Annotated in this window: 20 protein-coding genes; 8 read left to right on the top strand and 12 right to left on the bottom strand. The window is 68.3% G+C overall.

The features are described 5' to 3' along the window. Window positions 1-141 precede the first annotated feature (141 nt). The 3 genes from ACVHNB_RS13200 (at window position 142) to ACVHNB_RS13190 (ending at window position 3,163) form a co-directional block, all read left to right on the top strand. The gene (locus tag ACVHNB_RS13200) at window positions 142-1,455 is read left to right on the top strand and encodes a cyanophycinase (RefSeq protein ID WP_456228147.1); all 1,314 of its coding nucleotides are present in this window, start codon (window positions 142-144) and stop codon (window positions 1,453-1,455) included. A 61-nt stretch (window positions 1,456-1,516) separates the two neighbouring features. Beyond that, the gene (locus ACVHNB_RS13195) at window positions 1,517-2,383 is read left to right on the top strand and encodes a MurR/RpiR family transcriptional regulator (protein ID WP_428951104.1); all 867 of its coding nucleotides are present in this window, start codon (window positions 1,517-1,519) and stop codon (window positions 2,381-2,383) included. Window positions 2,384-2,773: 390 nt separating this feature from the next. Next, window positions 2,774-3,163: a nuclear transport factor 2 family protein gene (locus ACVHNB_RS13190; RefSeq protein ID WP_456228146.1), complete on the top strand. Its 390-nt coding sequence runs from the start codon at window positions 2,774-2,776 to the stop codon at window positions 3,161-3,163. A gap of 307 nt (window positions 3,164-3,470) precedes the next feature. Here ACVHNB_RS13190 and ACVHNB_RS13185 read toward each other — a convergent pair whose 3' ends face one another. The 5 genes from ACVHNB_RS13185 to ACVHNB_RS13165 form a co-directional block, all read right to left on the bottom strand. Continuing rightward, the gene (locus tag ACVHNB_RS13185) at window positions 3,471-3,686 is read right to left on the bottom strand and encodes a hypothetical protein (protein ID WP_428951106.1); all 216 of its coding nucleotides are present in this window, start codon (window positions 3,684-3,686) and stop codon (window positions 3,471-3,473) included. Between the two features lie 224 nt (window positions 3,687-3,910). Beyond that, window positions 3,911-5,908 carry a glycosyltransferase family 4 protein gene (locus ACVHNB_RS13180; RefSeq protein WP_456228145.1) on the bottom strand — a complete coding sequence of 666 codons (1,998 nt, stop codon included), beginning with the start codon at window positions 5,906-5,908 and terminating at the stop codon, window positions 3,911-3,913. Between the two features lie 140 nt (window positions 5,909-6,048). Beyond that, window positions 6,049-6,732, bottom strand: coding sequence for an SDR family NAD(P)-dependent oxidoreductase (locus tag ACVHNB_RS13175; protein ID WP_428951108.1), 684 nt, complete (start codon window positions 6,730-6,732; stop codon window positions 6,049-6,051). Between the two features lie 19 nt (window positions 6,733-6,751). Continuing rightward, window positions 6,752-7,654, bottom strand: coding sequence for an oxygenase MpaB family protein (locus tag ACVHNB_RS13170; protein WP_428951109.1), 903 nt, complete (start codon window positions 7,652-7,654; stop codon window positions 6,752-6,754). Window positions 7,655-7,790: 136 nt separating this feature from the next. Next, the gene (locus ACVHNB_RS13165; protein ID WP_456228144.1) at window positions 7,791-8,369 is read right to left on the bottom strand and encodes a fasciclin domain-containing protein; all 579 of its coding nucleotides are present in this window, start codon (window positions 8,367-8,369) and stop codon (window positions 7,791-7,793) included. Between the two features lie 337 nt (window positions 8,370-8,706). Here ACVHNB_RS13165 and ACVHNB_RS13160 point away from each other — a divergent pair, with 337 nt between their 5' ends. Then, a complete protein-coding gene (locus ACVHNB_RS13160) occupies window positions 8,707-10,038 on the top strand; it encodes a glycosyltransferase (RefSeq protein WP_456228143.1) in 1,332 nt (443 codons plus the stop codon). 177 nt (window positions 10,039-10,215) lie between these two features. On the opposite strand, the gene ACVHNB_RS13155 is transcribed toward ACVHNB_RS13160, so the two are convergent. Genes ACVHNB_RS13155 through ACVHNB_RS13140 form a run of 4 tightly spaced genes read right to left on the bottom strand, consistent with a single transcriptional unit; the run spans window position 10,216 to window position 15,039 of the window. Further along, window positions 10,216-11,223 carry a DUF5914 domain-containing protein gene (locus ACVHNB_RS13155; protein WP_456228142.1) on the bottom strand — a complete coding sequence of 336 codons (1,008 nt, stop codon included), beginning with the start codon at window positions 11,221-11,223 and terminating at the stop codon, window positions 10,216-10,218. Next, entirely contained in the window at window positions 11,220-12,248 is a 1,029-nt protein-coding gene (locus ACVHNB_RS13150) for a phytoene/squalene synthase family protein (RefSeq protein WP_456228141.1), read from the bottom strand. The genes ACVHNB_RS13155 and ACVHNB_RS13150 overlap by 4 nt, the downstream gene beginning before the upstream one ends. After that, window positions 12,245-13,783 (bottom strand): phytoene desaturase, encoded by a 1,539-nt coding sequence (locus ACVHNB_RS13145; protein WP_428951115.1) that lies wholly within the window; start codon window positions 13,781-13,783, stop codon window positions 12,245-12,247. The genes ACVHNB_RS13150 and ACVHNB_RS13145 overlap by 4 nt, the downstream gene beginning before the upstream one ends. Continuing rightward, window positions 13,780-15,039: a polyprenyl synthetase family protein gene (locus ACVHNB_RS13140; protein WP_456228140.1), complete on the bottom strand. Its 1,260-nt coding sequence runs from the start codon at window positions 15,037-15,039 to the stop codon at window positions 13,780-13,782. The genes ACVHNB_RS13145 and ACVHNB_RS13140 overlap by 4 nt, the downstream gene beginning before the upstream one ends. Before the next feature lie 157 nt (window positions 15,040-15,196). Between ACVHNB_RS13140 and ACVHNB_RS13135 the strand changes: the two genes are divergently transcribed. The 3 genes from ACVHNB_RS13135 to ACVHNB_RS13125 are packed head-to-tail and all read left to right on the top strand — an operon-like array spanning window position 15,197 to window position 18,769. Then, window positions 15,197-16,444 carry a lycopene cyclase family protein gene (locus tag ACVHNB_RS13135; RefSeq protein ID WP_428951117.1) on the top strand — a complete coding sequence of 416 codons (1,248 nt, stop codon included), beginning with the start codon at window positions 15,197-15,199 and terminating at the stop codon, window positions 16,442-16,444. A gap of 25 nt (window positions 16,445-16,469) precedes the next feature. Continuing rightward, complete coding sequence (locus ACVHNB_RS13130) at window positions 16,470-17,192, top strand: methyltransferase domain-containing protein (RefSeq protein ID WP_428951118.1); 723 nt, start codon at window positions 16,470-16,472, stop codon at window positions 17,190-17,192. Then, window positions 17,189-18,769, top strand: a complete 1,581-nt coding sequence (locus tag ACVHNB_RS13125) for an FAD-dependent oxidoreductase (RefSeq protein ID WP_428951119.1) — start codon at window positions 17,189-17,191, stop codon at window positions 18,767-18,769. Before ACVHNB_RS13130 ends, ACVHNB_RS13125 begins: the two co-directional genes overlap by 4 nt. 167 nt (window positions 18,770-18,936) lie before the next feature. Here ACVHNB_RS13125 and ACVHNB_RS13120 read toward each other — a convergent pair whose 3' ends face one another. Then, entirely contained in the window at window positions 18,937-19,959 is a 1,023-nt protein-coding gene (locus ACVHNB_RS13120; protein WP_428951120.1) for a MerR family transcriptional regulator, read from the bottom strand. Window positions 19,960-20,475: 516 nt separating this feature from the next. Between ACVHNB_RS13120 and ACVHNB_RS13115 the strand changes: the two genes are divergently transcribed. Next, complete coding sequence (locus ACVHNB_RS13115) at window positions 20,476-21,084, top strand: sigma-70 family RNA polymerase sigma factor (RefSeq protein WP_456228139.1); 609 nt, start codon at window positions 20,476-20,478, stop codon at window positions 21,082-21,084. 382 nt (window positions 21,085-21,466) lie between these two features. On the opposite strand, the gene ACVHNB_RS13110 is transcribed toward ACVHNB_RS13115, so the two are convergent. Together ACVHNB_RS13110 and ACVHNB_RS13105 are read right to left on the bottom strand one after the other, a co-directional pair. Next, entirely contained in the window at window positions 21,467-22,030 is a 564-nt protein-coding gene (locus ACVHNB_RS13110; protein WP_456228138.1) for a DUF4383 domain-containing protein, read from the bottom strand. A 522-nt stretch (window positions 22,031-22,552) separates the two neighbouring features. Continuing rightward, a complete protein-coding gene (locus ACVHNB_RS13105; protein WP_428951123.1) occupies window positions 22,553-24,118 on the bottom strand; it encodes an SDR family oxidoreductase in 1,566 nt (521 codons plus the stop codon). Between the last annotated feature and the right edge of the window lie 764 nt (window positions 24,119-24,882).

The following is a 24,882-nucleotide window of genomic DNA, read 5'->3' as shown; positions in this document are numbered from 1 at the left end:
CCGCCTGAGTCCGTCAGCAGACGGAAGGGCGCGGCAACCGCGCTCCGGCCTGCCGCGCCCCAAACACGCACCGCACCGCCGCACCGCCGTATGTTCGCCAGCCGCCACACGCGGCACGAAGCCCCCTTCAGGAGACTCGCGATGAGCACTCACGCAAGGCCTTCTCTCCCCCCACGCGGCATCCGCCGCGGCCTTGGCTCGGTCGGGATCGCCGTCTGTCTCGCCGTGATCGGCGCGGCCCCGGCGCCTGCCGCCTCCCCCGCAGCGGCGTCAGCCGCGGGCCAGGGATCACTCGTCCTGGTCGGAGGCGGTCTCAAGGACGACAACACCCAGGTATACGGCGAGATCATCCGCCGCGCGGGCGGCCCGGGGCATGCCCGCATCGGCGTTCTGACCGCGGCCTCCGTGCCGGCCAGCCAGGATCCGAACGCGGATGATCCCGAGCAGTGCAGCAACTCCGAGTGCAACGGCGCCTACTACGCCGATCTCTTCCGGCGCCACGGCGCAGCGGACGCCCAGTGGATCCCGGTGGACCTGGATCACCTCGCCAACGCCGATTCCGACGCGGTGGTCGCACAGATCAACTCGATGTCCGGGTTCTTCTTCGGCGGCGGCGACCAGTACCGGTACGTCACCAGCCTGCTGCACGGCGAACAGCACACCGACTCGAAGGTGCTCGCCGCGATCCGCGCCAAGCTGGCCGGCGGCGCGGTGGTCTCCGGCTCGAGCGCCGGCGCTCAGATCGCCTCCGGCCCCGACATGCTCACCGGCGGCGACTCGTATCCGGCCCTGCGTGACGGCAGCAGACCCGGCTACTTCGACGATCCGACCGTTCTCGGCTACCTGCCGAAGGGTGGTTTCGGTTTCCTGCGCTCGGGCCTGCTGGACACCCACACCGGGACCACCGGGCGTGAGGGCCGTTCGCTGCGGCTGGCCGCCGACACAGGCCACGACGTCGTCTATGCACTCGATGAGGACACCGCGCTGGTGGTCGAGCGCCCCGGCAGCAGACGAGAGCGCGTGCACGTCGTCGGCAGTCAGGGGGTCAGCGTCCTCAACCTGTCCCGGGCGCACACCGGCGAGAGAACGGCAGGGTGGTATCTGCACAACGCCCGCTACAGCTACCTGACTTCCGGCGACCGCTACGATCCGCTGACCGGCGCGATCGCGACGCCGCACAAGCACCGGCTGGCACCGTCAGATGAACTTCCGGTGCCGGTCAACACGGATGTCTTCTACTCCGCCGACAATCCCGAAGGCACCCCCTACAGCCTGCGCAGCACAGCCCGGGCACTGGCGGCATCCACCCAACGCGCCGCCACCGCGAGCACCTACGAGAGCGACCCCCAATTCACCGTCACCCTGACCGAGCCGCACGGATTCCATCCGCTGACCGGCGACGGCCACACGCCCCAGACTCTCGTGAACCTGCGCCTGGACATCGACGCGCACTGACCTGTCGCCCCGCACAGCGCTAGGGTCGTTCAGCCGCTTCTTTCACAAAGGAACCGTTTCCATGGCCCAGGGCACCCTCGCCGACCTTATCCGCCACCAGCTGGGGGAACTCAGTCCAGCGGAGCGCCGGGTCGGCAGGGTGCTCCTCGCCGACTACCCCGCCGCCGGCTTCGAGACCGTGGCCACCGTGGCCGAACGCGCCGGCGTCAGCGCCCCCACCGTGCTCCGGTTCGTGGGGCGCTTCGGATACCGGGGCTTCCCCGACTTCCAAGCCGGTCTGCGCGCCGAGCTCGAGGCGCGCAGCGCCTCCCCCCTGTCCCTGTACGAGGCGGCCGACCGCTCCCTTGGCGAACAAGAGGCCGAGGAGGGGCTGCTCGGCCAGGGCCGCCGGGTCTTCACAGCGGCGCTCGCCCAGACCTACGACGAGTTGCCCCCGCACGACCTTGAGCGCGCCATCGAACTGCTCGGCGATCCAAAACGCCGGATCACTGTGACCGGCGGTCGCTTCACTCACCATCTCGCCCAGTATCTGGCCCTGCATCTGATGCAGCTACGCGATGGCATCTCTGTGCTGTCCGAGCGCACTGTGGAACGGACCGCCGCCGTGACCGGCTGGGGCCGCCGTGACGTCCTGGTCGTCTTCGACTACCGGCGCTACGAGCCGGACAAGGTTGCGCTCGCCCAACTGCTCAGCGAACGCGGCGGACGTGTCGTTCTGTTCACCGACACGTGGCTGTCTCCCGCTGCCGCCCATTCCGAGGTGGTGCTAGCAGCCCAGGTGACCGCCCCCTCCCCTTACGACAGCCTGGTGCCGACCATGGCTGTGATCGAGACGGTGGTGGCCGGACTGGTACGCGCCCTTGGCGAGGAGGCTCATCTCCGCTTGAAGGAAGGCGAACGGATCACCCGGGCCACGGGCATGGCGTGAAGGATTCAGGCAGGCCCATCGCCGCACCGTCAAGTATTCGTTCTCCTTCTGTCACGGCCTGAGTGGCCGCACAGAGCCACAGCATCTGGCCTTTCGGGATGCTTCGCCTCATCGACGGAGGGCAGGACTTTGGTCCATGGCACCAGGAGCGGTGTAGCCGTAATGTAGTTATCGCGACGGGAAATCACAGCCAGTATTGGTTGCAGATCCCTTCGTACGCCCCCTCTGAGCGGGGCGGCAAGAGAAAGTACGACCAGCGTCGGCTGTCCGCCCCGGCAGCCATTCATGACGCGTAGGGACAAACCCCCTCCATGGCGGGTTCCCGGCGGATTTCTCCTGCAAGACACACGAGTGCCACCCGGGAGCCGCAAACCCCGAAAGGTGCATCTCGTGTCGGATCTTGAGCGCAACAAGCAGATCGTCGTCGACTATTACCAGACTGCGTTCGGCGGCGACCCGGAGAAGGCAATCGCTGACCACTTCGGTCCCGTCTACGTTCAGCACAACCCGGACGCGGCCGACGGTCCCGAGGCGTTCATCGGGTTCGTGCGCTGGCTGCGCGGTGAGTACCCGAACCTCAAGCTGGACATCAAGCGCATCATCGCCGAAGGCGACTTGGTGGTCACCCACTCCCACCTCGATCTCGAGCCCGGCAACCCGGACAACCCCGGCCGCGCTTTGGCGGACTACTTCCGGCTGGAGAACGGCAAGGTCGTTGAGCACTGGGATGTGATCCAGGAGGTTCCCACGACGGCTGCCAACGCCAACGGCATGTTCTGATGACCACCCCAGTGCAGCTGCGAAGCCCCTCAGAAGCGGTTCGCCTGCAGTACCTCAGCTTCGGCGACCGGCGACATGGACCTGTGGCGCTCGGTGATTGCCGAAGACGTGGAGTGGGGCGCCGGGCAGGGTGCGACTCTCCCCGAACGCGAAACAGGGGGCGGTCGCCTGACGCCAGGTAGCCGTGCCAGATGCGGTTCGCGCCGCGCTGGGTGCGGGCGATTCCGTCGGCTCCAGCGAGGCGTTTCCGCACTCCGGCACGTCGGATACCTGCGTCAGCGGCGAAGTGATGGCAGAGCCTGAGCAGTCACTCCGGCTCTTCGTAATTGGCCAGGGCCAGGCCCAGCGCGAAAAACGTGGGGGCCCACTCGCCGACGAAGATTCCCCAGCGGTCAGCGCGCTCCAGGCTCTCGCTCCTGCTGGAGGTGAGCCACGAGGCTAGGGACAGCCCGATGGAGCCGACTGCGGCCAGGTAGGCATGCTCGCTCTTGAGACCGGCATCGTGCAGCTTCTTGACGATCACAGTTCCTCCAGGGAGATGCAGTATGCGCCCGCTCGGTGTCGTTGGGAACGGCACACCGGATCTTGCGCACTTACAACACCTGATTCGCGACAAAACAGACAATCGGATGCATCGAGTCTGCAGCCCGGCGCGCCGGGCCACGGGCCAGGGGCAGTGCGGCGCCGCGCCGCACTGCCGCACGGCGTTCTCCCATGGTTCGTCAGGACATGTTCGTGACGACATACTCAGGCGCGGTCTTGCCCCGGCCTGACTGCCTTTCGGGCGGAGCGGTACTCGGCTGCAAGGACACGGGCCATACGCTCCACCGAGAATTGCTGTCGGACCGTCTCTTGCCCTGCCTTGGCCAGGTCGAGACGCTTGCCCTTTGGCAGGCGGGCCAGACGACGCATGCCTTCCTCAAGTCCCGCTGGCTGGTTTGTGTCCCAGAGAATGCCGTTGACGCCGTCCTGCAGGTAGTGCGGTACTCCGCCGCTGTGCGGACCTGCTACCGGCAGTCCCGCTTCCATTGCCTCCAACACGGCGATGCCGAACTCTTCCTTGGCGCTCGGGCACACATACCAGGCCGGAACGCCGCGAGCAGGATCGGCAAGGACGCGCTCCAGGCTTCTGATCCACTGGTTCTCTCGGGCCGGCAGCAAGGCCAGCCGCCGCCGGGCGGTCAGATTGCCTTCGAGCAGGCGGTCGATCTCGCTCCTCATTTCCTTCTCCACCTCCGTGGCCCCGATGCGCGCTCCGCCGATGAGAACCAGAGTGGAGACGCGCCACATTTCCGTAGCCAGCCAGGCGCGGACGAGGTGGTCCTGCTGCTTCATCGGATGCAGGCGGCCCACACACAGCCACAGGGGTAGGTGTTGGTCCTCCGGTCCCAGGGCATCGCCGCGTCGGCTGTCGGCATACAACGTTCGAAGCGGCGCTGCTCCGTTCACCTCGCGGTGCGGCGAGGCGCGAAAGGGGGTGATTCCTTCGGGAGCTGCGGTGGGGCCCGCGCCGGCGTTGGCACCAACAATCTGCGGGAAGTAGCGCATGAGTTCCTGGCTGCCGCTGCGGCCGGGAATCGATACGACGCGCGTGGCCCGGGCCACCAGGCGATCCGCGGCGAAGACCTTGTGCAGGTCGAAGCGGAGCTCCGCCATGCGCCTGGGATCGCTGACGCGCGTATCGGCGTGCCGACGACTGAGATGCCGGTGTGGATCCGGGGTCACGGTGAACACCATGTCGCTGCCGAGCCGCTCAGCGGCGTCCGCCAACGCCAGGCTGCCGTCGTCGGCATAGCGCAGATGAAAGACGTCCACACGGGGAAGCTGACGCAGCAGGTGAACAACCCACCACGCCAGTGCGGCATGGTGGCGGTGCATGTCACCTTGCGCAGGGACTGTGGGTGCATCTACGGGCACACGCACGATGTGGTGCCCGGCGCTGCGCTCGTAGGACAGTCGAGGGTCGTGGACGAAGTCTTGGTGTCCGGCGGCAACCAGAGTGATGACACAGCCGATGCCCGGGCTTCGGACGAGTTGGTCGCCCAAGCCGCCCAGGAGGACCGAGAGGCCGCCGCTTGCGCCTTCGCCGGGGGTTTCGATGCCTCCGAGCAACATGCTCTGGACGACACATAGCCCCGAAGCCTCGGGACGGCGTGGCAGGGAGAGTCGAGGAGGCCGCAGCAGGAGCCGCTCGTAGGGGTCGGCTGCGGCGGTGATTGCGGGCAGCGGAGCGTCCGGACCGTTGGTCTGGTGCAGATAGCGCCAGAGCGTGTGGCGCAGGTCCCGGTCGGCCGTCTCCAGTAGCTGAGCGGTGGCGTCCGTGGTGAGCGGACGCAGGTCTGCGGCGATGGCCAGGTCGATCAGGAACGTGGTGTCCTTCGGGGAGGTGGTGTGGCGCAGCGCCGAGCGGAGGCTTTCCTCAGCATGCGCCGCACCGTGCCAACGGACGGTCTCGGGCCACATCTCGGTTGCCGCGACGGTGGCATGAGGGCCGCTGCGGCCATCGGCCAGGAGGGCCGCAATGGGCAGGACGGTCCCGCTCCGACGGGCGCGCCGTAGTGCAGCCGTGGCGAGGTCCTCGGGGGGCAGGAGTGCGGGGGCGGTGGTGGCGGGGCCATCCGGTTCCTGGCCGTACTCGGCTAGCAGCAGGCGCTCCAGAGCGTTGTCGCCGTCGTGGAGCGAGTGGCTGGTGGAGGCTTGAGGAGTGTCGAGCGTTGCTCGCGCCAGGAGGAAAGGGTCGGCCACCTCTGGTGGGCAGGGGTGAACCAAGGGGGGTGAGATGTGGGGGGCCACGAGCAACTCCTTGTCGCGAAGAGCTGGCGTGGGGTGTTCTGTCGGTGTGCACCCACTGGATGCAGCAGGCGGCGGAGGGCAATACGGGGCGCTCAGGTGTTCAGGCCGTGTGTGTGGTCAGGTTCGGCATCCACGAGGGCATCCAGCACGAGCTCTACGGCTGCGGCGATGGGCAGTCCTGGAGGCAGGCGGGGTGGTCGCCCCGCGGCCGCGCGAGTGGCGAAACCAGTGTCCACATGTGACAGACGCAGATCGATGAGGGCGACCTGGCGCCTGCGCTGTTCCTTGCCCACTGCCTGCAGCCACGCGGCGAGAGCTGCTTTGGCGGCGGCGTAGTCGGCCATGTGAGCGGGCGGGTTTCCGGCGACTATGCCGGTGATGGCTGCAAGGACGCCGCCGGGAGCCATCAGGGGTAGCGCGGCCCGCAGGAAGGCGATGGGCGCCTGCGCGTTCACTGTCATGAGATGTTCTGCAACGGCGTCGCTGATGCGGTCGGCAGGACCGAAGGCCGGAACTCCGATGGAGGTCACCACGGTGTCCAGGCCGCCCATCTGCTCGGCAGCTCGACGGGTCAGGGCTGCACACCCGTCCAGGTCATAGGCGTCGAAGGTGCTTGTCCTCACACCGGGAAGCTGGTCTTGGAGCCTGCGGAGCACCGTCTCGTTGCGTCCGGCGAGGTACAAGACAGCGCCCCTGCTGTGCAGCTTGCGGGCCAGTGCACTGCCCAGCTCACCAGTGGCTCCGGGAAGAAGGATGCGGGTTCCGTTGATGTTCATGGCAGCGCTCCTTCGAGGATCACAGGCTCGATGACGCGACCGGGCCGCGGGGTGGTTCGGTGGGGACCTGCATCGCCCATCGGATCAAGCTGGTGATGAGTCGGCCGGTTGGCCGGACCGTCCATCGCTCTGCGCGTTTCCAGCGCGGCAGGTGTAGCTCTGCTGCGGCCCACGGAGGCAGCAGCGCGATCGCGTTGGATGCCAACGCTGCATAGAACGGCAGTGCGGGGACGGGGAGCGGCGGACTGAGCAGCAGGTAGCGGGCGGTGTCGAGTGCTTGCGGTGTGGCCCGCAGTTCGGGGCGGTACGCCGTGAGGCGGGTCCGCAGCTCATGCAGGGTGTGCGGGGGCGTGGGCACCCCCAGGGATTGGGCGACGTGTGCCATCTGCGCCACGTACTGATCGCATTCATCGGCCGTGAGCCTTTGTGCAGCGAAGCGTTGGTGAGCTCGCAGGAAGGAGTCGACTTCGGCGATGTGAATCCACTCGAGCAGGTGGGGGTCGGAGGCGCGGTAGGCGATGCCCTGCTCGGTGACGCCCTGAATCCTGGCGTGCACGGCGTTGAGCCGGTCGCAGGCGGCTTGGGCGCTGTCGGCCGTTGCGTAGGTCGCGGTGGCGAGAAAGGTACTCGTTCGCTGGAGCCGGCCCCAGGGGTCGCCGCGGTAGCCGGAATGCGCGGCGACCGCGGCCATCGCCACAGGGTGGAGCGTTTGGAGCAGCAGTGCGGAGAGGCCACCGATGAACATGGCGCTGTCCGCGTGAACGCGGCGGATCGGGCTCTCTGGCGGGAACCAGCGCGGCCCGGGGGTGTTGTGGATCAGGGCGCGGTTACGAGGGCCTTCCGGTCCGGCGACGCGGGCGAACAGCATCTGACCGGCCCGGAGGCGCAGCGGCTCGAAGGCACGCACCGTGATGGTGGCCATGCGCATACCTCATTGAGGAGACGTGTGAGTCGAGATTGAGGAGACGTGTGAGTCGAGTGCTGCCCGTCCTTCTCCATCCGTCGACGTGGCGGATGCGGCCGTCGGCGATCTCGTGGACCGGCAGGGATCTGCGAGCTCAACTCTTGGGCATGAGCACGGTGTCGATGATGTGGACCGTGGCGTTGCTCGTCTCGACGTCTCCACAGACGATCTTGGCGGTGTCGTTCACCTTGTAGCTGTCATCGGAGCCGGAGGTGGTGAGCTTGCTGCCCTCGAGCGTCTTGAAGGACCCGTCCGCCAGCTTGTCCTTGGTGACCTGCTCGCCAACCACGTGGTAGGTCAGGAGCTTGGTGAGTTGCTCCTTGTCGTTCAGGACCTTGTCCAGATCCGCCTTGGGAATCTTCGCGAAGGCATCGTTGGTGGGGGCAAAGACGGTGATGTCCTTGGCGTTGTTCAGGGTGTCTACCAGACCGGCGCTTTTCACGGCGCTGACCAGCGTGGACAGTTCCGGGTTGTGGGACGCTGCCGTCGCCACCGGGTCCTTGGCCATGCCGTCGAACGATCCTGCGCCCTCCTTGGGCACCGTCGAGCATGCGGACCCGAAAGGGCCGTCCATGTCGTCGGCGGAGGCTGGGGAGATCGCCGTGAGTGACGCCGGCACCACAAGCACTGCGGCAGCGACGAGCACGCGGGTTCGAGCGGGATGAGAGGTCATGATCAGCCCTCCTCACGAAACTGGCGGGCGCATCCGCAGGGCTTTTCCTGCGATCACTGCGCGCTGCTGAGAAGCGGCGACGACTGCTGGGAGGCAATCGCGGGAGCTCGTCAGCTCGTCTCTATCTCTTTCAGCGTGACGCCAGAGACGGATGCATCACATGAGCAATTTGTTGCCTTTTATGCCAGCCGTATCGGCGAGTCACCGCCGCCTGGCCCGGTGGCGACTCATTCTCTTCTCGGCTGGACACTCGGCCCCGGTGCATCCACGGGCGCGATCCCGTCAGAAATGACAGCTGTGCCAGGTACCCGTGCACGACCGTTGTGAGAGGGAGAGCATGCCGCGCATCGTGGTGGTGAGTCCGCCGTTCGCCTCACATGCGAGGCCACTGGCCTCCCTCGCGGCGGCGCTGCGTCAGGCCGGAGCCGACGTCCACTTCGCATGCGGCCCCGAGTTCGAGCCTCTGGCTCGGCAGTCCGGAACCCGGTTCGAGGAACTCGTGGTGACGCGCAATGCGAATACGGGGGTTGCAGAGTCCACCGCGCAGTCCGCCCAGGAGGCAAGACGTCTCTCGGCGTTCCTGGAGGCCACGCGACGAGGTGCGGTCTCGGCACTGATCACACAGGCCGCACACCGCCGTGAGGACATGCTCCCGGACCCCGAAGCCGTGCTGGCCGCCATGCGCACTCTGCACAGGCGCGTACGCGCCGACTGGTATGTCGTCGACCAGCTGAGCTATGCCGTCACTCTGGCTCTGCACTGTCTTCAGCTGCCGTACGCGACCTTGTGTCCTGGTCATCCCAGCTACGTGCTCGGCGCCGAGGACGCCTACTTCGGGATACCGCACGCCTGGCCTTCCCGCATGCGCCCCGCACCCCGGGAACTGGCCACGCTGCACGCGTGGGTCAAAGACAACGACCAAGCCTTCACCAGGGCGTTCGCGGCTGTTGCACGCGCTGCAGCCCCGGCCGTGCCACCCCCAGGGCGGGCTTTTGCCCTCACCTCCCCTCACGCGGTGGTCTACTCCTATCCGCACCTGCCCTGGCTGCCCGCGCGCCCCCGTGGACGGGCCCACCTTTTCGCCGGCCACATGGTGGGGCCTCAGCACCCCTTGCCCGCACCGTGGGCCCATCGCCTCACTGAGCTCCGTGGCCGCACCCGGCGGGTGGTGCTGGTAGCGCTCGGCACCTTTTTGTCCGCGCGCGATGACGTGCTGCGCACCGTGGCACGGAGCATCCTGAGAGCGTTTGACGATGTCGGCGTCATCATGGCCGCAGGCAATCGCACTGGCGTACTGGAGGACTTGGTCAGCGAACGGTGCCTGGTCTCCCCGGAGGTACCGCAGCAAGCCCTGCTCGAGCACGTGGACGCCATGGTCCATCACGGCGGCGCCAACTCGTTCACCGAGTGCATGCGGGCTGGCGTGCCTGCTGTGGTGCTGCCCTTCTCGAGCGACCAGTTCAGCGTGGCCGCAGATGCCGAACGGGCGGGAGTAGGGGCAGCCCTGGATCCCAACGCGTTGACCGAGAACGCGGTGCCGCACGCGCTGCAGATGCTCTGGTCCGGCCGCCGGCGGCCGTTGGACATGGTCGCCAGCACCACAATGCGGCAGCGGGGTCCCGCCTGGGCAGCTGCACGATTGTTGGGAGCCATGAATCACGTGGTGTAGAGCTGGCCAGGGGTTCTCCTGCCTGCCCCGTGTTCGACGTGCACGCCGGTGGCCGGGTTCTTCGTCGCGCGTATCTGGGGCTTCTGACCACGGCCGTTTCAGAGCGGGCAGCCAGCGGCTTCCCCCTCCGAACGCCCAGCCAGTGACAGCGTCAGCAGGGCCCTCCGTGACGCCGGATCAACAGCGCAGGTTGGCGTGTGACCGCAGCTGCCAGCGGCGTTCCGCATAAGCAAGGTCATCGCGCCACAACCGTCCAGCGGCCGCGCGCATCAGGGGGCGCAGCGCCCTGGAGGCGTGTCGCGCAAGGGTGAAGCCGGGTCGCTGGGATGTGGCGAGCACTGCCTCGACCACGGCGGTGCGGGGTGCGTGGTGTCCGGGTGCAGTGATGGGCGTCGCGTGGGTCTCGACGACCGAATCACGGCCTTCCCCGTCCGTGATGTGCATGACGACCGTGCGTGGCTCTGGTGCGGTGAACGCGGCGCGGACAGGAACGACGATGCGGGAGGTGAGGCGGAAGGAGACCTCGACAGTGAATACGTCGGGGTCGGAGGCGTCTCCGGCCGGGCTGTCGATGACCTTCAGATCGACAAATGAGTACGGGTGGAACCATGCGCCGTGCCAGGGGTCGAGCCGGTTGGCCACGATGTCCTCCGGTTCGCACCGCCCGATCCCGGTGTAGACGGCGCCTACCGAGCGTGCCGAGGGCGGGCGCACTGGGATGACGGGGCGTTCGAGAGGTTGCTCCTCTCCTGCGCTGTCCAGGCGGACCCACATCAGGACCCCGTCGTCGTGGACGGGCAGGGTGCGCCATCCGGCTTGGCCCTGGGCGCTCAAGGAGAGACCGTGCCAGTGGCAGACGAGAGTGCCGCATCGCACCGGGCTGTCCTTGAGCGGGGCGCCCAGGTGGGGGCAGGCACCTGGCCCGGCGGCGAGATTGCCGTCGGCGTCGCGCCAGATGACCAGCTCACGGCCGGCCACGGTACGCCCGAGCGGCGCCTGACGGGGCACCTCGTCGCTGCCTCCGACGACGTACCAGTTTCCCGACGGCCGTGCCTGCGCCCGCTTCAGTGCGGCCTCGATCACCGAGGGCCGTGCATCGCGCCAGGTGGGATCCTGGCGTTCCCACGGCGGTGGGTTCTTGCGCAGGGCCAGGGGGAAGCGGGAGGACCGGGGCAGGTTGCTCATGCCGCCCCCCGGGGCTGCGACGAGGTCATGGTCAACTGAGCTCGTGCGGGCTCGGGGCTGGTGTCCCGTCGGATATCCGGGCGGAGGGCGGAGCGGTGACTGATCCGGGCGTGCACGATACGCGCGAGGCCGTCCACGGCGACGGCCGCGCGGCGGCGCCGAGGTACCACGGCCCGCCGGTGCAGCACGCTGTATCCGTCGGCGGCGACGGCATCGAGGATGCCGGAGTACAGCACGAACGCGGTGCGGATGCAGGGGCGAGAGACCGGATCCAGCAGGGCGATGCCCGGTGCCGCCTGCCGGTAGACGCCGCGGGTGAGAGCTTCGAAGGCCTGGAGGGCGTGGGTGATGCGCGTGTCCCGGCGGCCGGTGTCACGGCTCCATTGCAGGCGGTCCCGGTCGATTCCGTGTGCGTTCAGCAAGTCTGCGGGGACGTAGACGCGCCGCCGGTCGAGGTCCTCCCCGACGTCGCGCAGGAAGTTGGTGAGTTGGAAGGCCACGCCGAGGTCAGCCGCGTAGGGTTCCGCCTCGGCGCGCGGCACGGTGGTACCGAGCACGGGGAGCATCTGGAGGCCGATCACCGCTGCCGAACCGTGCATGTAGCGGCGCAGATCCTCGTAGGTGGGATAGTCCGTGATGGTCAGGTCGTCGCGCATCGCCGACATGAAGTCCTCGAAGTGGCGTGCGTCGATCGCATAGCGGTGGGCGGTGTCAGCGAGCGCTTGCACGACGGGTTCGGTGCTGCGGCCCGTGCTGAGGCCGTGCTGCAGCCTGGTCGACAGTTGCTGCAGCGCCGTGGTGCGCTCGCTGTTTTTGAGTTCATCGGTGTGGGAGTCGACGATGTCGTCGGCCCAGCGGGCGAAGCCATACAGGGCGTGGACGGCCGGGCGGCGATCGGCGGGCAGCAGCCGGGTCGCGAGGAAGTAGGTCTTGCCGTGGCGTGCGTTGAGCCGGCGGCAGCGGGTGTAGGCGCTTCGCAGAGCGGCGTCGGTGATGCCTGCTGCATCGAGTTCTCGGGCGGTCACGAGGACGCTCCTTTCAGGGTGTTGAACGTGCCGCGGGCTCGGGGATTCGGGGTGGTGCGGGTTCCGGTGATGCGCGCGGCGGCGAGCTTCCCGGACAGCAGCACTGTGGGGACGCCGACGCCGGGCGTGGTGCCGCAGCCGGCGAGCACGGCATTGGCTGTGCCGCGGACGAGGTTGCGGGGGCGGAAGGGGCCGGTCTGGGCGAAGGTGTGGGCGGCGGAGAAGGGGGTGCCGGCGGCGTGTTCCTGGGCGTGCCAGTCGGCGGGGGTGACCAGGCACTGTTCGTCGATGGCGGTGCTGATGCCGTCCAGGCCGCGGCGTTCCAGTTCGGTGAGTAGTTCGGCGCGGTAGCGGGGGGCCAGGTCGCCCCAGTGGGCGGGGCTGGGGCCGATGTCGGTGTTGGGGCAGGGCGCCAGAATGTAGTGCAGGTGTCGGCCGGGCGGTGCCAGGGAGGGGTCGCTCGCCGTGGGCCGGGTGATGAGCAGGGAGGGGTCGCTCATCAGCTGGCCGTGACGGGTGAGCTCGTCGAAGGTGCGGTGCCAGGCGGACCCGAAGGAGATGGTGTGGTGGGCCAGTTGGGGCCAGGTGCGGTTGGTTCCGGCGTGCAGGATCACGGCGGAGGGGGCGTGGCGCAGCGGGAGGGTGCGGCGTGGGGTGCGGCCGAGCAGCTGGTAGGTGACGGGCAGGTCGGGGGTGAGGACGACGGCGTCGCAGGCAATCCGTTCGGTGTCGGTCACCACGGCGGTGATGCGCTCGCCGGTGCGCTCCAGCCTCTGGACACGCTGGCCGTAGCGCAGTTCGGCGCCGGCGGCCTGGGCGGCGTCCGCCATGGCCTGGGGCAGGGCGTGCATGCCGCCGCGGGGGAAGTACACGCCGGCGACGGTGTCCATGTAGGCGATGACCGCGTAGGCGGCCAGGGCGCGGGCCGGGGGCACTCCCGCGTACAGGGCCTGGAAGGAGAAGACGCGGCGCAGTCGTTCGTCCTTGATGAAGCGGGCGATCTGGGCGTCCATGCGGCCGAAGCCGCCGAGTGCGGCCAGGCGTGCCAGGTCGGGGGTGAGCAGTTGCAGCGGCGAGTCGAAGTTGGTGTCGATGAAGTGCTTCATCTGGGCTCGGTAGAGGCGCTGCAGCCACTGACGCAGGCGGGCGTAGCCGGCTGCTTCCTGGGGGCCCGCGAAGTTCTCGACGGCCTGGTGCATGGCGGCCGCGTCCGTGTGGACGTCGAGGGTGCTGCCGTCGGCGAACGAGGCGCGGTAGGCGGGGTGGAGCGGGATGAGGTCGACGCGGTCGCGCAGTCGTTCGCCGACGGCGGCGAAGGCTTCGTCGGCGAGGTGGGGCATGGTGAGCACGGTGGGGCCGGTGTCGATCTGGTAGCCGCCACGTGTCAGTCGTCCGGCGCGTCCGCCGGGCAGGTCATCGCGTTCTACGAGGGTGACGCGGCGGCCCGCGCCCAGCAGGTGGAGGGTGGCCGCCAGCCCGGACAGGCCTGCGCCCACGACGACGACGTGATCCGTTTTTCCGCGTACGGTCCTCACCGGGCTGCTCCTTGGACTGCGGCGGCCGGCAGGCCGCACATGGATTCGCCTGGGGGCGTGGGGGTTCCGGCTGCCTGGTGCATCAGGGTCTGCAGGCGGGCCCGGGCGTCGGGGTCGAGGGGGGCGGTGTTCAGGTGACGTGTGCTCTGGGCGATGAGGCGGCGGATCTTGTCCTCAACGTTGCGGCGGGCGCCGGTGCGCTCCAGTACCTGCCGGATGTCGTCCAGGTCGGCCTCCGTGAGGTCCGGCTGGCCCAGTCGGTGGCTCAGGAGGTGCAGGGCGTGCTGGTCGCCGTCTGCTTCTGCTCGCGCCTGGGCCAGGGCGATGAGGTAGGTGGGTTTGCCGGTTCGCAGGTCGCCGCCGAGGGGCTTGTCGCGACGCGGGGCGGGTTCGGCAAAGACGTCGTTGAGGTCGTCGCGCAGCTGGAAGGCCAGTCCGGCGCAGCGGCCGGCCGAGCACAGGGCACGCAGGGTTGCGTCATCCGCGTTGCCAAGGGTCGCGCCGAGCTGGAGCGGTCGTTCCACGGTGTACAGGGCCGTTTTGAGGCACGCGGCGCTGATCGCCTGGCTGAGGGACCTGCTCTGCGTGATCTCGCCTTGGATGTCCAGGTACTGGCCGGCGACCATCTCCAGGCGCATGCGCGACCAGGTGTCGCGGATCTGGCCAGCCTGCCAGGGGGGTAGACGCAGGCCAGCGGCCTCGTCGTCCGCCCAGGCCAGTGCGAGGTCGCCGGCGAGAATGGCGGCCGATTCGCCGAACCGGTTGTTCTTCGCACGCGCCGCTGAGGAGAGCTGGTACTGCGTGGCGCAGTCGGCGTGCAGGGCGGGTTGACCTCGCCGGGTGGAGGCCTGGTCCATGACGTCGTCGTGGACCAGGGCGCAGGTCTGTATGAGCTCCAGAGCCGCACCCAGCTGGAGGGCCGCATCGATCTGCGCGCTGTCGGGCAGGCCGCAGGCGCGCAGACCCCACCACAGGAACTGCGGACGCATGCGGCGCCCGGCGCCGAGCGTGAAGCGGGCGACGCGTTCGGCGATGTCGGCGCCGAAGGTCGCGTTGACGGCGCTGGCCTGGGCGACTCTGTGTGCCAGCAACTGCTCCAGGCGGTCGTTCACGGTCTGCGCCACTGCGGCGTCGATCTGCCGCACCCGCGCAGAGGCCGGCAGGCGGCGGTGTGCGAGAGCGCCATCGCCCTCAAGGTCCGCCCCCTGGGGTGGCGCAACAGCCGTGGTGGCGCCCATGGCCTCATCGGGGGGCATGTCGGCTCCTTCAGGGTGGCAGGGACTGGATGTGTTGCAGGGCATTCCTTGTGATCCACGTGATCGGATGCGCCGTGATGCGGCAACCGGAGCAACTCGGCTCACCGGACGGTTTCCTGGCTGCCCGCTGGGATCGGATCTGCGAAAGAGCGCATCCATGATCGGAGCAGCAGGGGAAAGGTTCCCGGAGCAAGTGGTCTACTCGCCGGAGGTGAGCGTGCGCTCAGACGTGGTGATCATCGGCGCGGGAGCTGCGGGGCTGTCACTGGCGGAGCGGTTGTGCACCGCGGCGGGGCGGTCTTCGCCCACCGTGCGGCTGGTGCAGGCGCCCGTCGGCCCGCTCCGGCCGGCGCCCCGGACCTGGTGTTTTTGGGAACGGGGGGCGGGACGGTACGACGATGCCGTCTCCGCAGCCTGGAACCGCATGCGGGTGCGCAGCCCAGGCGGGCAGCTGGTGGACGCCGGCACGGGCGCCCTGCGGTACAAGATGATCCGCTCCCCCGACTTCGAGGCGGCCATCGAGCGACGTCTGGCCGGGCAGCGCATTTTGGCTCGCACCGAGGGGACGGTCGAGGCGATCGAAGGGACCGCTGACGGCGCGCAGGTGCTGGTGCGCACGGCCCACGGCGAGCAGCAGCGGCTGTCGGCGCGCTGGGTGTTCGACTCCCGGCCGCTGGGTAGCCTGCCGCCCGCCCGGACCACGCTGTTGCAGCATTTTCACGGCTGGTTCGTGCGCACGCCCCGGCCGGTCTTCGACACCGGCTCCGTGGAACTGATGGACTTTCGCACGCCGCAGCCCGAGCGCGGCCTGGCCTTCAGCTATGTCCTGCCCACCAGCCCCCACACCGCGCTGGTGGAATACACGCAGTTCTCAGCGTCCGTTCTGCCGGCAGACAGCTACAACCGCGCCCTGGAGACCTACCTGCACACCGTGCTCAATGTCCGTGACTTCCGCATCGAAGCACACGAAGAGGGCGTCATCCCTATGACGGATGCTCAGTTCGCCCGACAGAGCGGTGCGTCCATCTTCAAGATCGGCGCAGCGGGCGGGGCCACCCGTCCGTCCACGGGCTATACCTTCGCCGCCATCCAACGCCAAACGGCCGCCATCGCAGCTGCCCTTCGCGCAGGGCGGCGTCCGGTGCCGCCGGCGCCGCACTCCAGGCGGTCACGTGCGATGGACGCGGTTTTGTTGCACGCGCTGGCCAGCGGGCGCCTCGACGGCGCGGCCTTCTTCACGCGGCTGTTCTCCCGTGTACCCACCGAACGCCTGCTGCGGTTCTTGGACGGCGCCACCACACCGTACGAGGACCTCTTGATCGGACTGAACAGCCCCATCGTGCCCCTGTTGCGCAGCGCGGTGACGCTCCCGTCGCGTCCGCTGCGCCCCTCCCCCGCCCCCTGATCTGCCGGTCCCGCCAAGGAGAACCATGCCGACCCTGCGCGACGCCTCCCTCGCCCGCGCGTTCGACCACGCCGCGGGCAGCTATGACGCCCTGGTGCGGGCCAACCCCGGCTACCACGCCCACCTGCGACGCTCGGTACGCCGCCTCGGCTACCGTGCGCCTGGGAGGGGCCTGCGGGTGCTGGATCTGGGCTGCGGCACCGGCGCCTCGACCGCCGCTCTGCTGTCCGTGCTGCCGGAGGCGGAGATCACCGCCGTGGATGCATCGGCCGGCATGCTGGAGCGGGCTGCCGCCAAGCGCTGGCCGCCCACCGTCACGTTTGTGCACACGGCGGCGGAAGACCTGGCCCACCCGGACGTGTGCGGCCCCTTCGACGCGGTCTTCGCCGCCTATCTGTTCCGCAACACAGCCGATCCCGACCCGGTCTTGTCCACAGTGCGCGGCATGCTCGCGCCAGGCGGCCGGCTGGTCGTGCACGACTACACGCTCAGCGGCAAACGCCGCCATCGTGCCCTGTGGACGGCGGTCTGCGCGGGGCTGCTCCCTGTCACCACCGCGCTGGGGGACGGTGCTCTGTACCGGCACCTGTGGCGCAGCGTCATCGAGTTCGACACCGCCGACGGCTTTGCCCACCGTCTGACCGCCGCGGGGTTGGTCCGAGTACGCATCCTGCCCCTGCCCGGCTGGCAGACCGGCATCACGCACACCATCGTCGGCCAAGTGCCGCAGGAAGGTACCCACGCATGAAACGCCGCCGCCCTCTGCCTCCAGGAGCCCTGGACCGCCAGGCTGTGCGTGTACCGGCCGTGCCCGGAGCGTCCAGAGCCACCGGCGCACCGCCGTCGACGGCGGTCATCGGCGGAGGCATCGCCGGCATCGCGGCCGCTGTCGCGCTGGCCGAACGCGGCGTGCGGGTCACCCTCTTCGAACGGGAGGCCACACTCGGCGGCCGCCTGGCCGGCTGGAGCACCCAGCTCGCCGACGGCTCGTCGGTCACCATGAGCCGCGGCTTCCACGCCTTCTTCCGTCAGTACTACAACCTGCGCGCTCTGCTGCGCCGCACCGACCCCCATCTGGAACGGCTGACACAGCTGCCCGACTATCCGCTCTGGCACGCCAGTGGGGTGAAGGACAGCTTCCGACGCGTCCCACGAACCCCGCCATGGAGCGCCCTTGGATTTGCCGTGACGAGTCCGACCTTTGCTCTTTCCGACCTGCCGCGGATGAACGCACGGGCTGCTCTCCCCCTCATGGACGTGCGTGTCCCGCAGGTCTACGAGCAGCTCGACTCGGTTAGTGCGCACGACTTCCTGGCCTCGATCCGTTTCCCTGAGGCCGCCCATCACCTGGCCTTCGAGGTGTTCTCGCGCAGCTTCTTCGCCGATCCACGACACCTCTCGGCCGCCGAGATGGTGCTGATGTTTCACATCTACTTCCTGGGCTCCGCCGAAGGCCTCCTGTTCGACGTGCCCACCGATCCCTTCCCGACCGCCTTGTGGAACCCCCTGCATCACTACCTGGAGAGCCTGGGTGTCGAGGTAAAGGTGTCGACCTCGGTCGATCACGTCGCCGCAACGTCAGAGGGCGGCTTCCAGCTCACGGCAGGCACCCACACGCAGCACGACGACGCGTGCGTTCTCGCTCTCGACAGCAACGGCCTGCAGTACCTGATCCAGCAAAGCCCGGGCCTGGCGGACCCCTCCTGGTACGCCCGCATCGCGCGCCTGCGGACCGCACCGGCCTTCCTGGTGTCCCGCCTATGGCTGGACCGGCCGGTCGCCGCCGACCGCGCAGGTTTCCTCGGCACGAGTGGCTACGGCAACCTCGACAACGTCAGCGTGCTGGAGCGCTGGGAACACGAGGCACGCACCTGGTCACAGCGCACCGGCGGGTCCGTCGTCGAACTGCATGCCTACGCTCTCCCGGACAACGCAGACATGCTGACCGAACAGAACCACGCCATCGACCAGTTGCATCAGCTGTATCCCGAGACGGGCACCGCACGCATCATCGACGCTCGTCATGAGTGGCGCCAGGACTGCCCGATGTTCGCCGCGGGCGGATATGTCGACCGCCCCACCGTGGGGACATCCCATCCCTTCCTCATGGTCGCGGGCGACCTCGTGCGTACCGATTTGCCGGTGGCGCTGATGGAGCGAGCCGCTACCACCGGCATGCTCGCGGCCAACGCGCTCCTTCGACAGTGGCGCCTTCAGGGCCATGAGCTGTGGACCGTCCCGACGCGTGGCCGTAACGCGCTCCTTCGGGGCCTGGCTGGCCGCGGTGCACCCTCTGCACGTGATGCCGTTCTGCCCGTGCCGTGAGGGCGGCAGCGGTCGTCTCTTTTCCGCCGCCGCAACAGCAGTACTGCCCCTGGCTCCGGGTGTGGCCGACTGCATTCGCTGCGATGCCTTCGAGCCGGCGGCGCAGCGAGTACGGCAAGCGCGGAGCCCCGGGAGGTGGTTCGGACAGTTGCCCCTGTCCGAGTCAGCTATGGGCTGAGTTCCGGCTTCAGCAGGGCGACGGCCTCGCGCAGCCCTCCGAGTTGGACGGCGCCGTCGATGACGGTGCCCCGCCAGCCGGGCCCCGCCAGATGGAGTGCCGGCTGTTGCCGTGCCCCTTTGAGTCCCCAGGCCTCTTGCTGCAGGTGCGCGGCGAGAGGGGTGCTCGCCAAGGACCGGGTCTGCGACCACAGCACTATGGCGGCCGGCCCGGTCCGGCGCACGGTCGCGACCAGTGCGTCGGCCGGAACGGCTGCGCCGAGCATCCGTGCGGGTCGGCCCGCGTTCAGGAGCGCCGCGTGCAAGGCCTCGAGCGGCAGCGTGTGCTGTTCGCCGGGAACGCAGGCCAGGAGCACACGGGGCGCGTTTCGGCTCGTCTGCGGAGAGTCCAGCAGGAACTGTGCGTTGCGCAGGGTGGTGGACACGTGCCAGGACAGGAGGTGTTCGACCTCGACGTAGCGGTCGCCGGCGGACTCCCACTTGCGGCCGACCGCGTGCAGGGTCGGCATCATGAGTTCTTCCCAGGCAGTGATCACCCCGTGGTGCCGGACGAAGGCGTCGAGCTGCTGCTGAACGGCGTCGGAGTCGAGGCGCAGAGCGGCACGGGCGAGTCCCCGGCATTCGGTCCGCACCAGGCCCATCTGGAGAAAAGACGAGACGGAGCTGTGACCCGTCGGATCGGGAAACGCTCTTGCGCCAGAGGCGGTAGCGCCGGTCTCACCGTGCTGCGTGGATCTGGCACGTTCTTTGGCGACGCGCGCGGCTTCGGCCGGAGGGATGCCGGAGGCCGTGAGGCGGCACATGTCCTCGATCATGGCGACGTCACGCGGGGACCAGCGACGGTGGCGACCATGATCCCGCTGGGCGGGACCCAGCCGGTAGCGCTGGTCCCATGACCGCAGCGTCGTGGGAGAGATCCCCAGGCGCCGGGCCAGCGATCCCGAGGTGATGCCCGCACCGTCGACCGCTGCCGGAGACGGGAGCGGCCGCTCAGGCGTGCCGTCAGAGTCCATGACTCAATCATATCGACGCAAAACCGCTGCGTTCTCTGCTGGAGGGCTCCACGTGCACAGATCCGCCACTCAATGCATCTGGCCTGCCGCGCAGGAGGGAACGCCCGATGACGGAGGTTCCACCCGTCCCACATCACTGCTCAGTCCCTGCAAGCAGGCCTAGACGCCAGAGGTTTCCGATGTCAGCTCCGTCTCCGATCCAGCATCCTTCACCGGGGGATCTCGCGCTCATCGCACTGGGTGACAAAGCCCGGTCACCGACCGATCAGCACGTCCCTGCCTGCGAGGCGTGCCTGTCGACGTTGGCCTCATTCTTGCGAGTGCTCGGGGCCGGACGGGCCGGACCGGTGGCAGCGGCGCGGCCGCCCGACGCGGTGTGGGAGGCGATCCAGCGAGAGCTGTAATCCGCCTCTTCACCCTCGCCATCAATCGATGCACATTCGATGCGATTCGAATTCCTGGGCTTCCTTGGCCCAGAGTGAAGATCACTTGACGGCGAGGGAAGGGCACGGGCCGATGTGCGCTCAACGGACCACGCGGACTCCGCACGACGACCTGTGGGCACCTGTCGAAGAGTCCCTCGCCGACGAAGAGCTGGCCGCAGGCCTTCGCCGCGGCCAGGAGGCATGCCTGGAGGCCGCCTACCGTCGCTGGGGAACGCTCGTTCACACGCTGGCCTACCGGTCACTGGGCGACTCGCGCGAAGCCGAGGACGTCACCCAGCAGGTCTTTGTCGCCGTGTGGCGCGGCCGTGAGGGGTACGCCCCGGAACGTGGCACCTTCGTCGGCTGGGTCGTGGGCATCACCCGACGCAAGATCGCCGATGCCCTGAGCGCCCGAACCCGGCGGTCCGCCCTGACGTCCGCCGCGGAGGCAGTGCAAAGCGTTGCGGTACCGGCCGCTGGCGATGTTGCGCAGCAGACCATCGACCGGGTGGTCATCAGTCGCGAACTGGCGCTCCTGCCCCCAGCGCAGCGGCGCGTTCTGGAACTGGCCTTCCACGGAGACCTCACCCACACTCAGATCGCTCAGGTGACGGGCTGGCCCCTGGGCACTGTCAAGAGCCACTCCAGGCGCGGCCTGAACCGTCTCCGGATGCGGCTCATCGCCACCGACCCGCGTTGAGCCGATGTCGCGATACTGGTGGTAGATGCTGTGGGTCAAGCTGGCAAAGCTGGCCCTCGCTCGTCCTCCAGCCGCGCAGGCAAGGGTCATGCGTGGCCCTGTCGGCTCCGATGACAACCTGGTGGTCGGTGGCGTACTGATAGTTCAGCGGTGCCAGCTGGCGCAGCGTGAAGTTCGCGCACCAGCGGGCGGTCACCAGCAGCACGCGGGCCGCCAGCGGCAAGACTCCAGGTAGCCCTTGCGCACCGGCTCTCTTTCCGCGCATTACACGCTGCAGGACGAGACGGCGCCTTGAACAGAACAAGGCATGACATACCTCCTTGAGATGCCAGGCGCAGCGGGAATGCAACCCCAACCGCCAATCCTGACGTTGCCAAAACCCCTACCGCTCGGGCCCTGCGCTCAGAGTGCGTGATCCCGCGTGAGCGATCGAGGCGGGACCTGTCCCAGGCATGGCGCGCCGCGCAGCGGCTTCTCGGGCCGCCTGCCGCGGGTGGCGCCGACGCCAGTACGGGTTGTCGTGCGGTAGACGACTGGATACGCGCCCATACATGCCGAACGTGAGAATGACCAACCCCATCACGAAACTGAAGATGACGTTGGACATGCCAAAGTCCAGCACGTTCACACCCTTGTCCAGGATGAACACATGGACAAAACCGCTGACCAGGAACAGGGCTCCCACAGCCATGTTCAGCGTTGAGGCGAAGTTCCCGCCGATGACTCCGCCAACCACGAGGAGGAGACCAACGACGACAGAGATGAGACTCAGGATGCCGTTCGTGCTCAAGCCCGCAATGTTGCTGCCGTCAGTATTGAAAGGGCTCAGCTGGTCGGCAAACCCGAGACTGCCGAAGACCAGCAGAACGACGCCGCAGAACGCTGCGCCCCACCGATACACCTGCGCCAGCTTGTGATCGAGGGGAAGTTCGTCTTGCAGTTCCATGATGCGCGCACCTCTCTACTCGCTCGCCGCGGTTTGCTGTCCCCCTCTCACCGATTCCGATCGACGACGTCGAACGGTTGCAGTCGCCGCAAATCAGCACCCATCGGAACTATCTGGCGGCGATCGGGCCAATCGTGCATCGTGCCCAGCACTCCGGGTGGCACTTCGTCAGCGCCTCAAACTTGGACACACCATGTGTCTCTCTTCGGCCTCGTCGAGCCGTGGAAGCGCATTCTCGGCACCCCGAATCGCGCAGGTGAATGAAGTCCGGCGCTCGGTTGCTTTGCCGCGACCGGTTCGTGCTCCTCATCCTGCGCTGGGCTGCACACGTGCATACTCAGGTGCCCCGAGCCTGAGGCTCGGGGCACCTGAGGCAATCCAGCTCACCTCATGCGCCGGACCGCAGTGTGGACGATGTCGTCCACCAACAGGACGCAAGTCGCTGAATCCCGAGCAGCGCTCTCAGGCCCCGTTCCGCACTCAGCTGCGGGCTCTCGTCAACACCTCCGTTCAGCCCGTTGTTCAACGCGTCAGTGACGTCCGGGCACCGGCATCGTCCTCGGCGGCGAGCCGTTCTGCGGCCTTGGTGATGTTGTAGGACATGCCACCGAACACCACGGCGTGGAACGGGGCCACGCTCCACCAGTACGCATGCCCCGCCAGGCCGTGCGGATGGAACAGCGCGCGCTGCAGCAGCACCGTACGTCCCTCACGGTCGTGACCGACTCGGAATTCCAGCCAGGCCAGGCCCGGCAGAAGCATTTCGGCGCGCAATCTCAAGCTGTGTCCGTGCTGGATTTCCTCGACGCGCCAGAAGTCGACCACGTCCCCCAGGCGCAGGCGCGTGGCGTCCCGTCGGCCGCGGCGCAGTCCGACACCGCCCACCAGGCGGTCGATCCAGCCCCGGACGGACCAGCCCAGCCCGAAGGAGTACCAGCCGTGCTCGCCACCGATCCCCTCCAGCACGGTCCATAGATGGTGCGGGGCGGCGGTGGTACGCCGGGCCCGACGATCACAGTAGAGACTGCCGCCTGCCCAGTCCGGGTCCGTGGGCAGTGGATCACTTGGCACTCCGGGCACAGCGGCAGCCGACCAGTGAGTGCTCACCTGCGCCTCCTTCACCTGCCGCAGTGCGAGCCCTAGCGCTTCTTCGAAGGAGAGCGGCGCGTCGGCGGGGTCGGGTACGTACTGCGCGATGTCGTGCTCACCGCAGACGACCTCGTGACGCAGGGACTCTGCCAGCGGCCGGGCAATACCCCGTGGGACCGGTGTGATCAGGCCGATCCAGTGGCTGGACAAGCCCGGCGTGAGCATCGGAACGGAAAGGATCACGCGATGGGGCAGACCCGCGACTCGCGCGTAACGCTGCATCATGTCGCGGTAGTTCATGACCTCGGGGCCGCCGATGTCGAACGAGCGTGACACTGCCGGGGGGAGATCCGCGCAGCCGACGAGATAGCGCAACACGTCGGCGACCGCGATCGGCTGGATGCGGGTGCGCACCCACCGGGGCGTGACCATGACGGGAAGGCGTTCGGTCAGGTAGCGCAGCATCTCGAAGGACGCGGAGCCGGAACCGATGATGACGGCCGCGCGCAGCACTGCGGTGGGCACCCCGGACTGCAGGAAGATCCGGCCGACTTCGCTGCGGGAGCGCAGATGGGGAGAGAGTTCGTCCTCGGGTACATCGCTGGGGGTCAAGCCGCCCAGGTAGATCAGGCGGCGCACGCCCGTCTGTGCCGCGGCCCGGGCGAAGGTGTGCGCGGCTCGGCGGTCGGTCTCCTCGAAGTCGTCGCCGCTGCCCATGCCGTGCACCAGGTAGTAGGCGACGTCGATCCCCTGCAGCGCGGCGGTCACGGATTCCGGATCCAGAACGTCGCCGCGCACGACGTCGACCTGGCTCGCCCACTCGAAGTCGCGCAGCTTTTCCGGCGTCCGGGCCAGGCACCGCACGCGGAAGCCCTGTGCCAGGAGTTCCGGAACGAGTCGGCCGCCCACGTAGCCGCTTGCGCCCGTGACGAGGCAGTACCGCCCGTCATCCGGACGGGACGCTTGAGGTGCGGATCGCGATTCGGGAGAAGAGCTCATGATCGGACACGTACCCCGCGGGGCAGTGGACGTGCGCCGCTATCCGTGCGACATCGTCTGATCCGTGCGGATCTTCTGCAACGGCTGCGCAGCCATTTCTCGCTGAAGGTTCGGAGTCGCCTCGGCTGCCGTCACCGCAGTGCTGAGCAGGTAACGCAGCTGCCCATGCCGCGGGGCCCGCCGGTAGCCAGGCTTACGAGTGCATGATTCCGACCGTTCCTTTGGCTGCCAGAAGGCCGGCATGGTGGATGTGGAACCGGTATCCGCCCGGTTCTGTCGCCACGTCGATTGAAGCTCCATGAAGGGGAGCTGGGCTCACCACTTCAACGCTGAGCCCGGTTACTGCCCCATCCGACCTCCCACATAGGAGGAGCACTGCCTGCCGGCCCGCTTCCAGTGCGGCCAGCGCGGGGAGGGTTGTCGGCGCCTCCGGCAGAAGAGCCGGATGACTGGGATCGCGTGGCCACACGAGCATCTCCGCGCCGGGAGAGCGCACCAGCAGGACGTCTGGTTCTGCGGCTGCTCCCACGGACGGAGGAGACGGGTACAGGAAGCCCTGCGGAGGCAGGGCCGGTTGGCGCAGACTCTGCTGGGCTTCTTGGTCCCGAAATCGCATGCTGCAAGATCCGATGACCCTTCCGGCCAGCATGTACTCGGCAGAGACCCGGAAAGAGTCGAGCTGCCCGTGAAGTACCGAAATATCGCTGAGACAGACCCGGGCAGTCACAGTGGTGAAGCTGTGGGTCTCAGCATGTCGGTGGCCA

Source organism: Streptomyces sp. YJ-C3 (assembly GCF_053891275.1).
The sequence above is the reverse complement of the archived record's forward strand: the minus strand, read 5'-3'. Positions and strand labels throughout refer to the sequence as shown.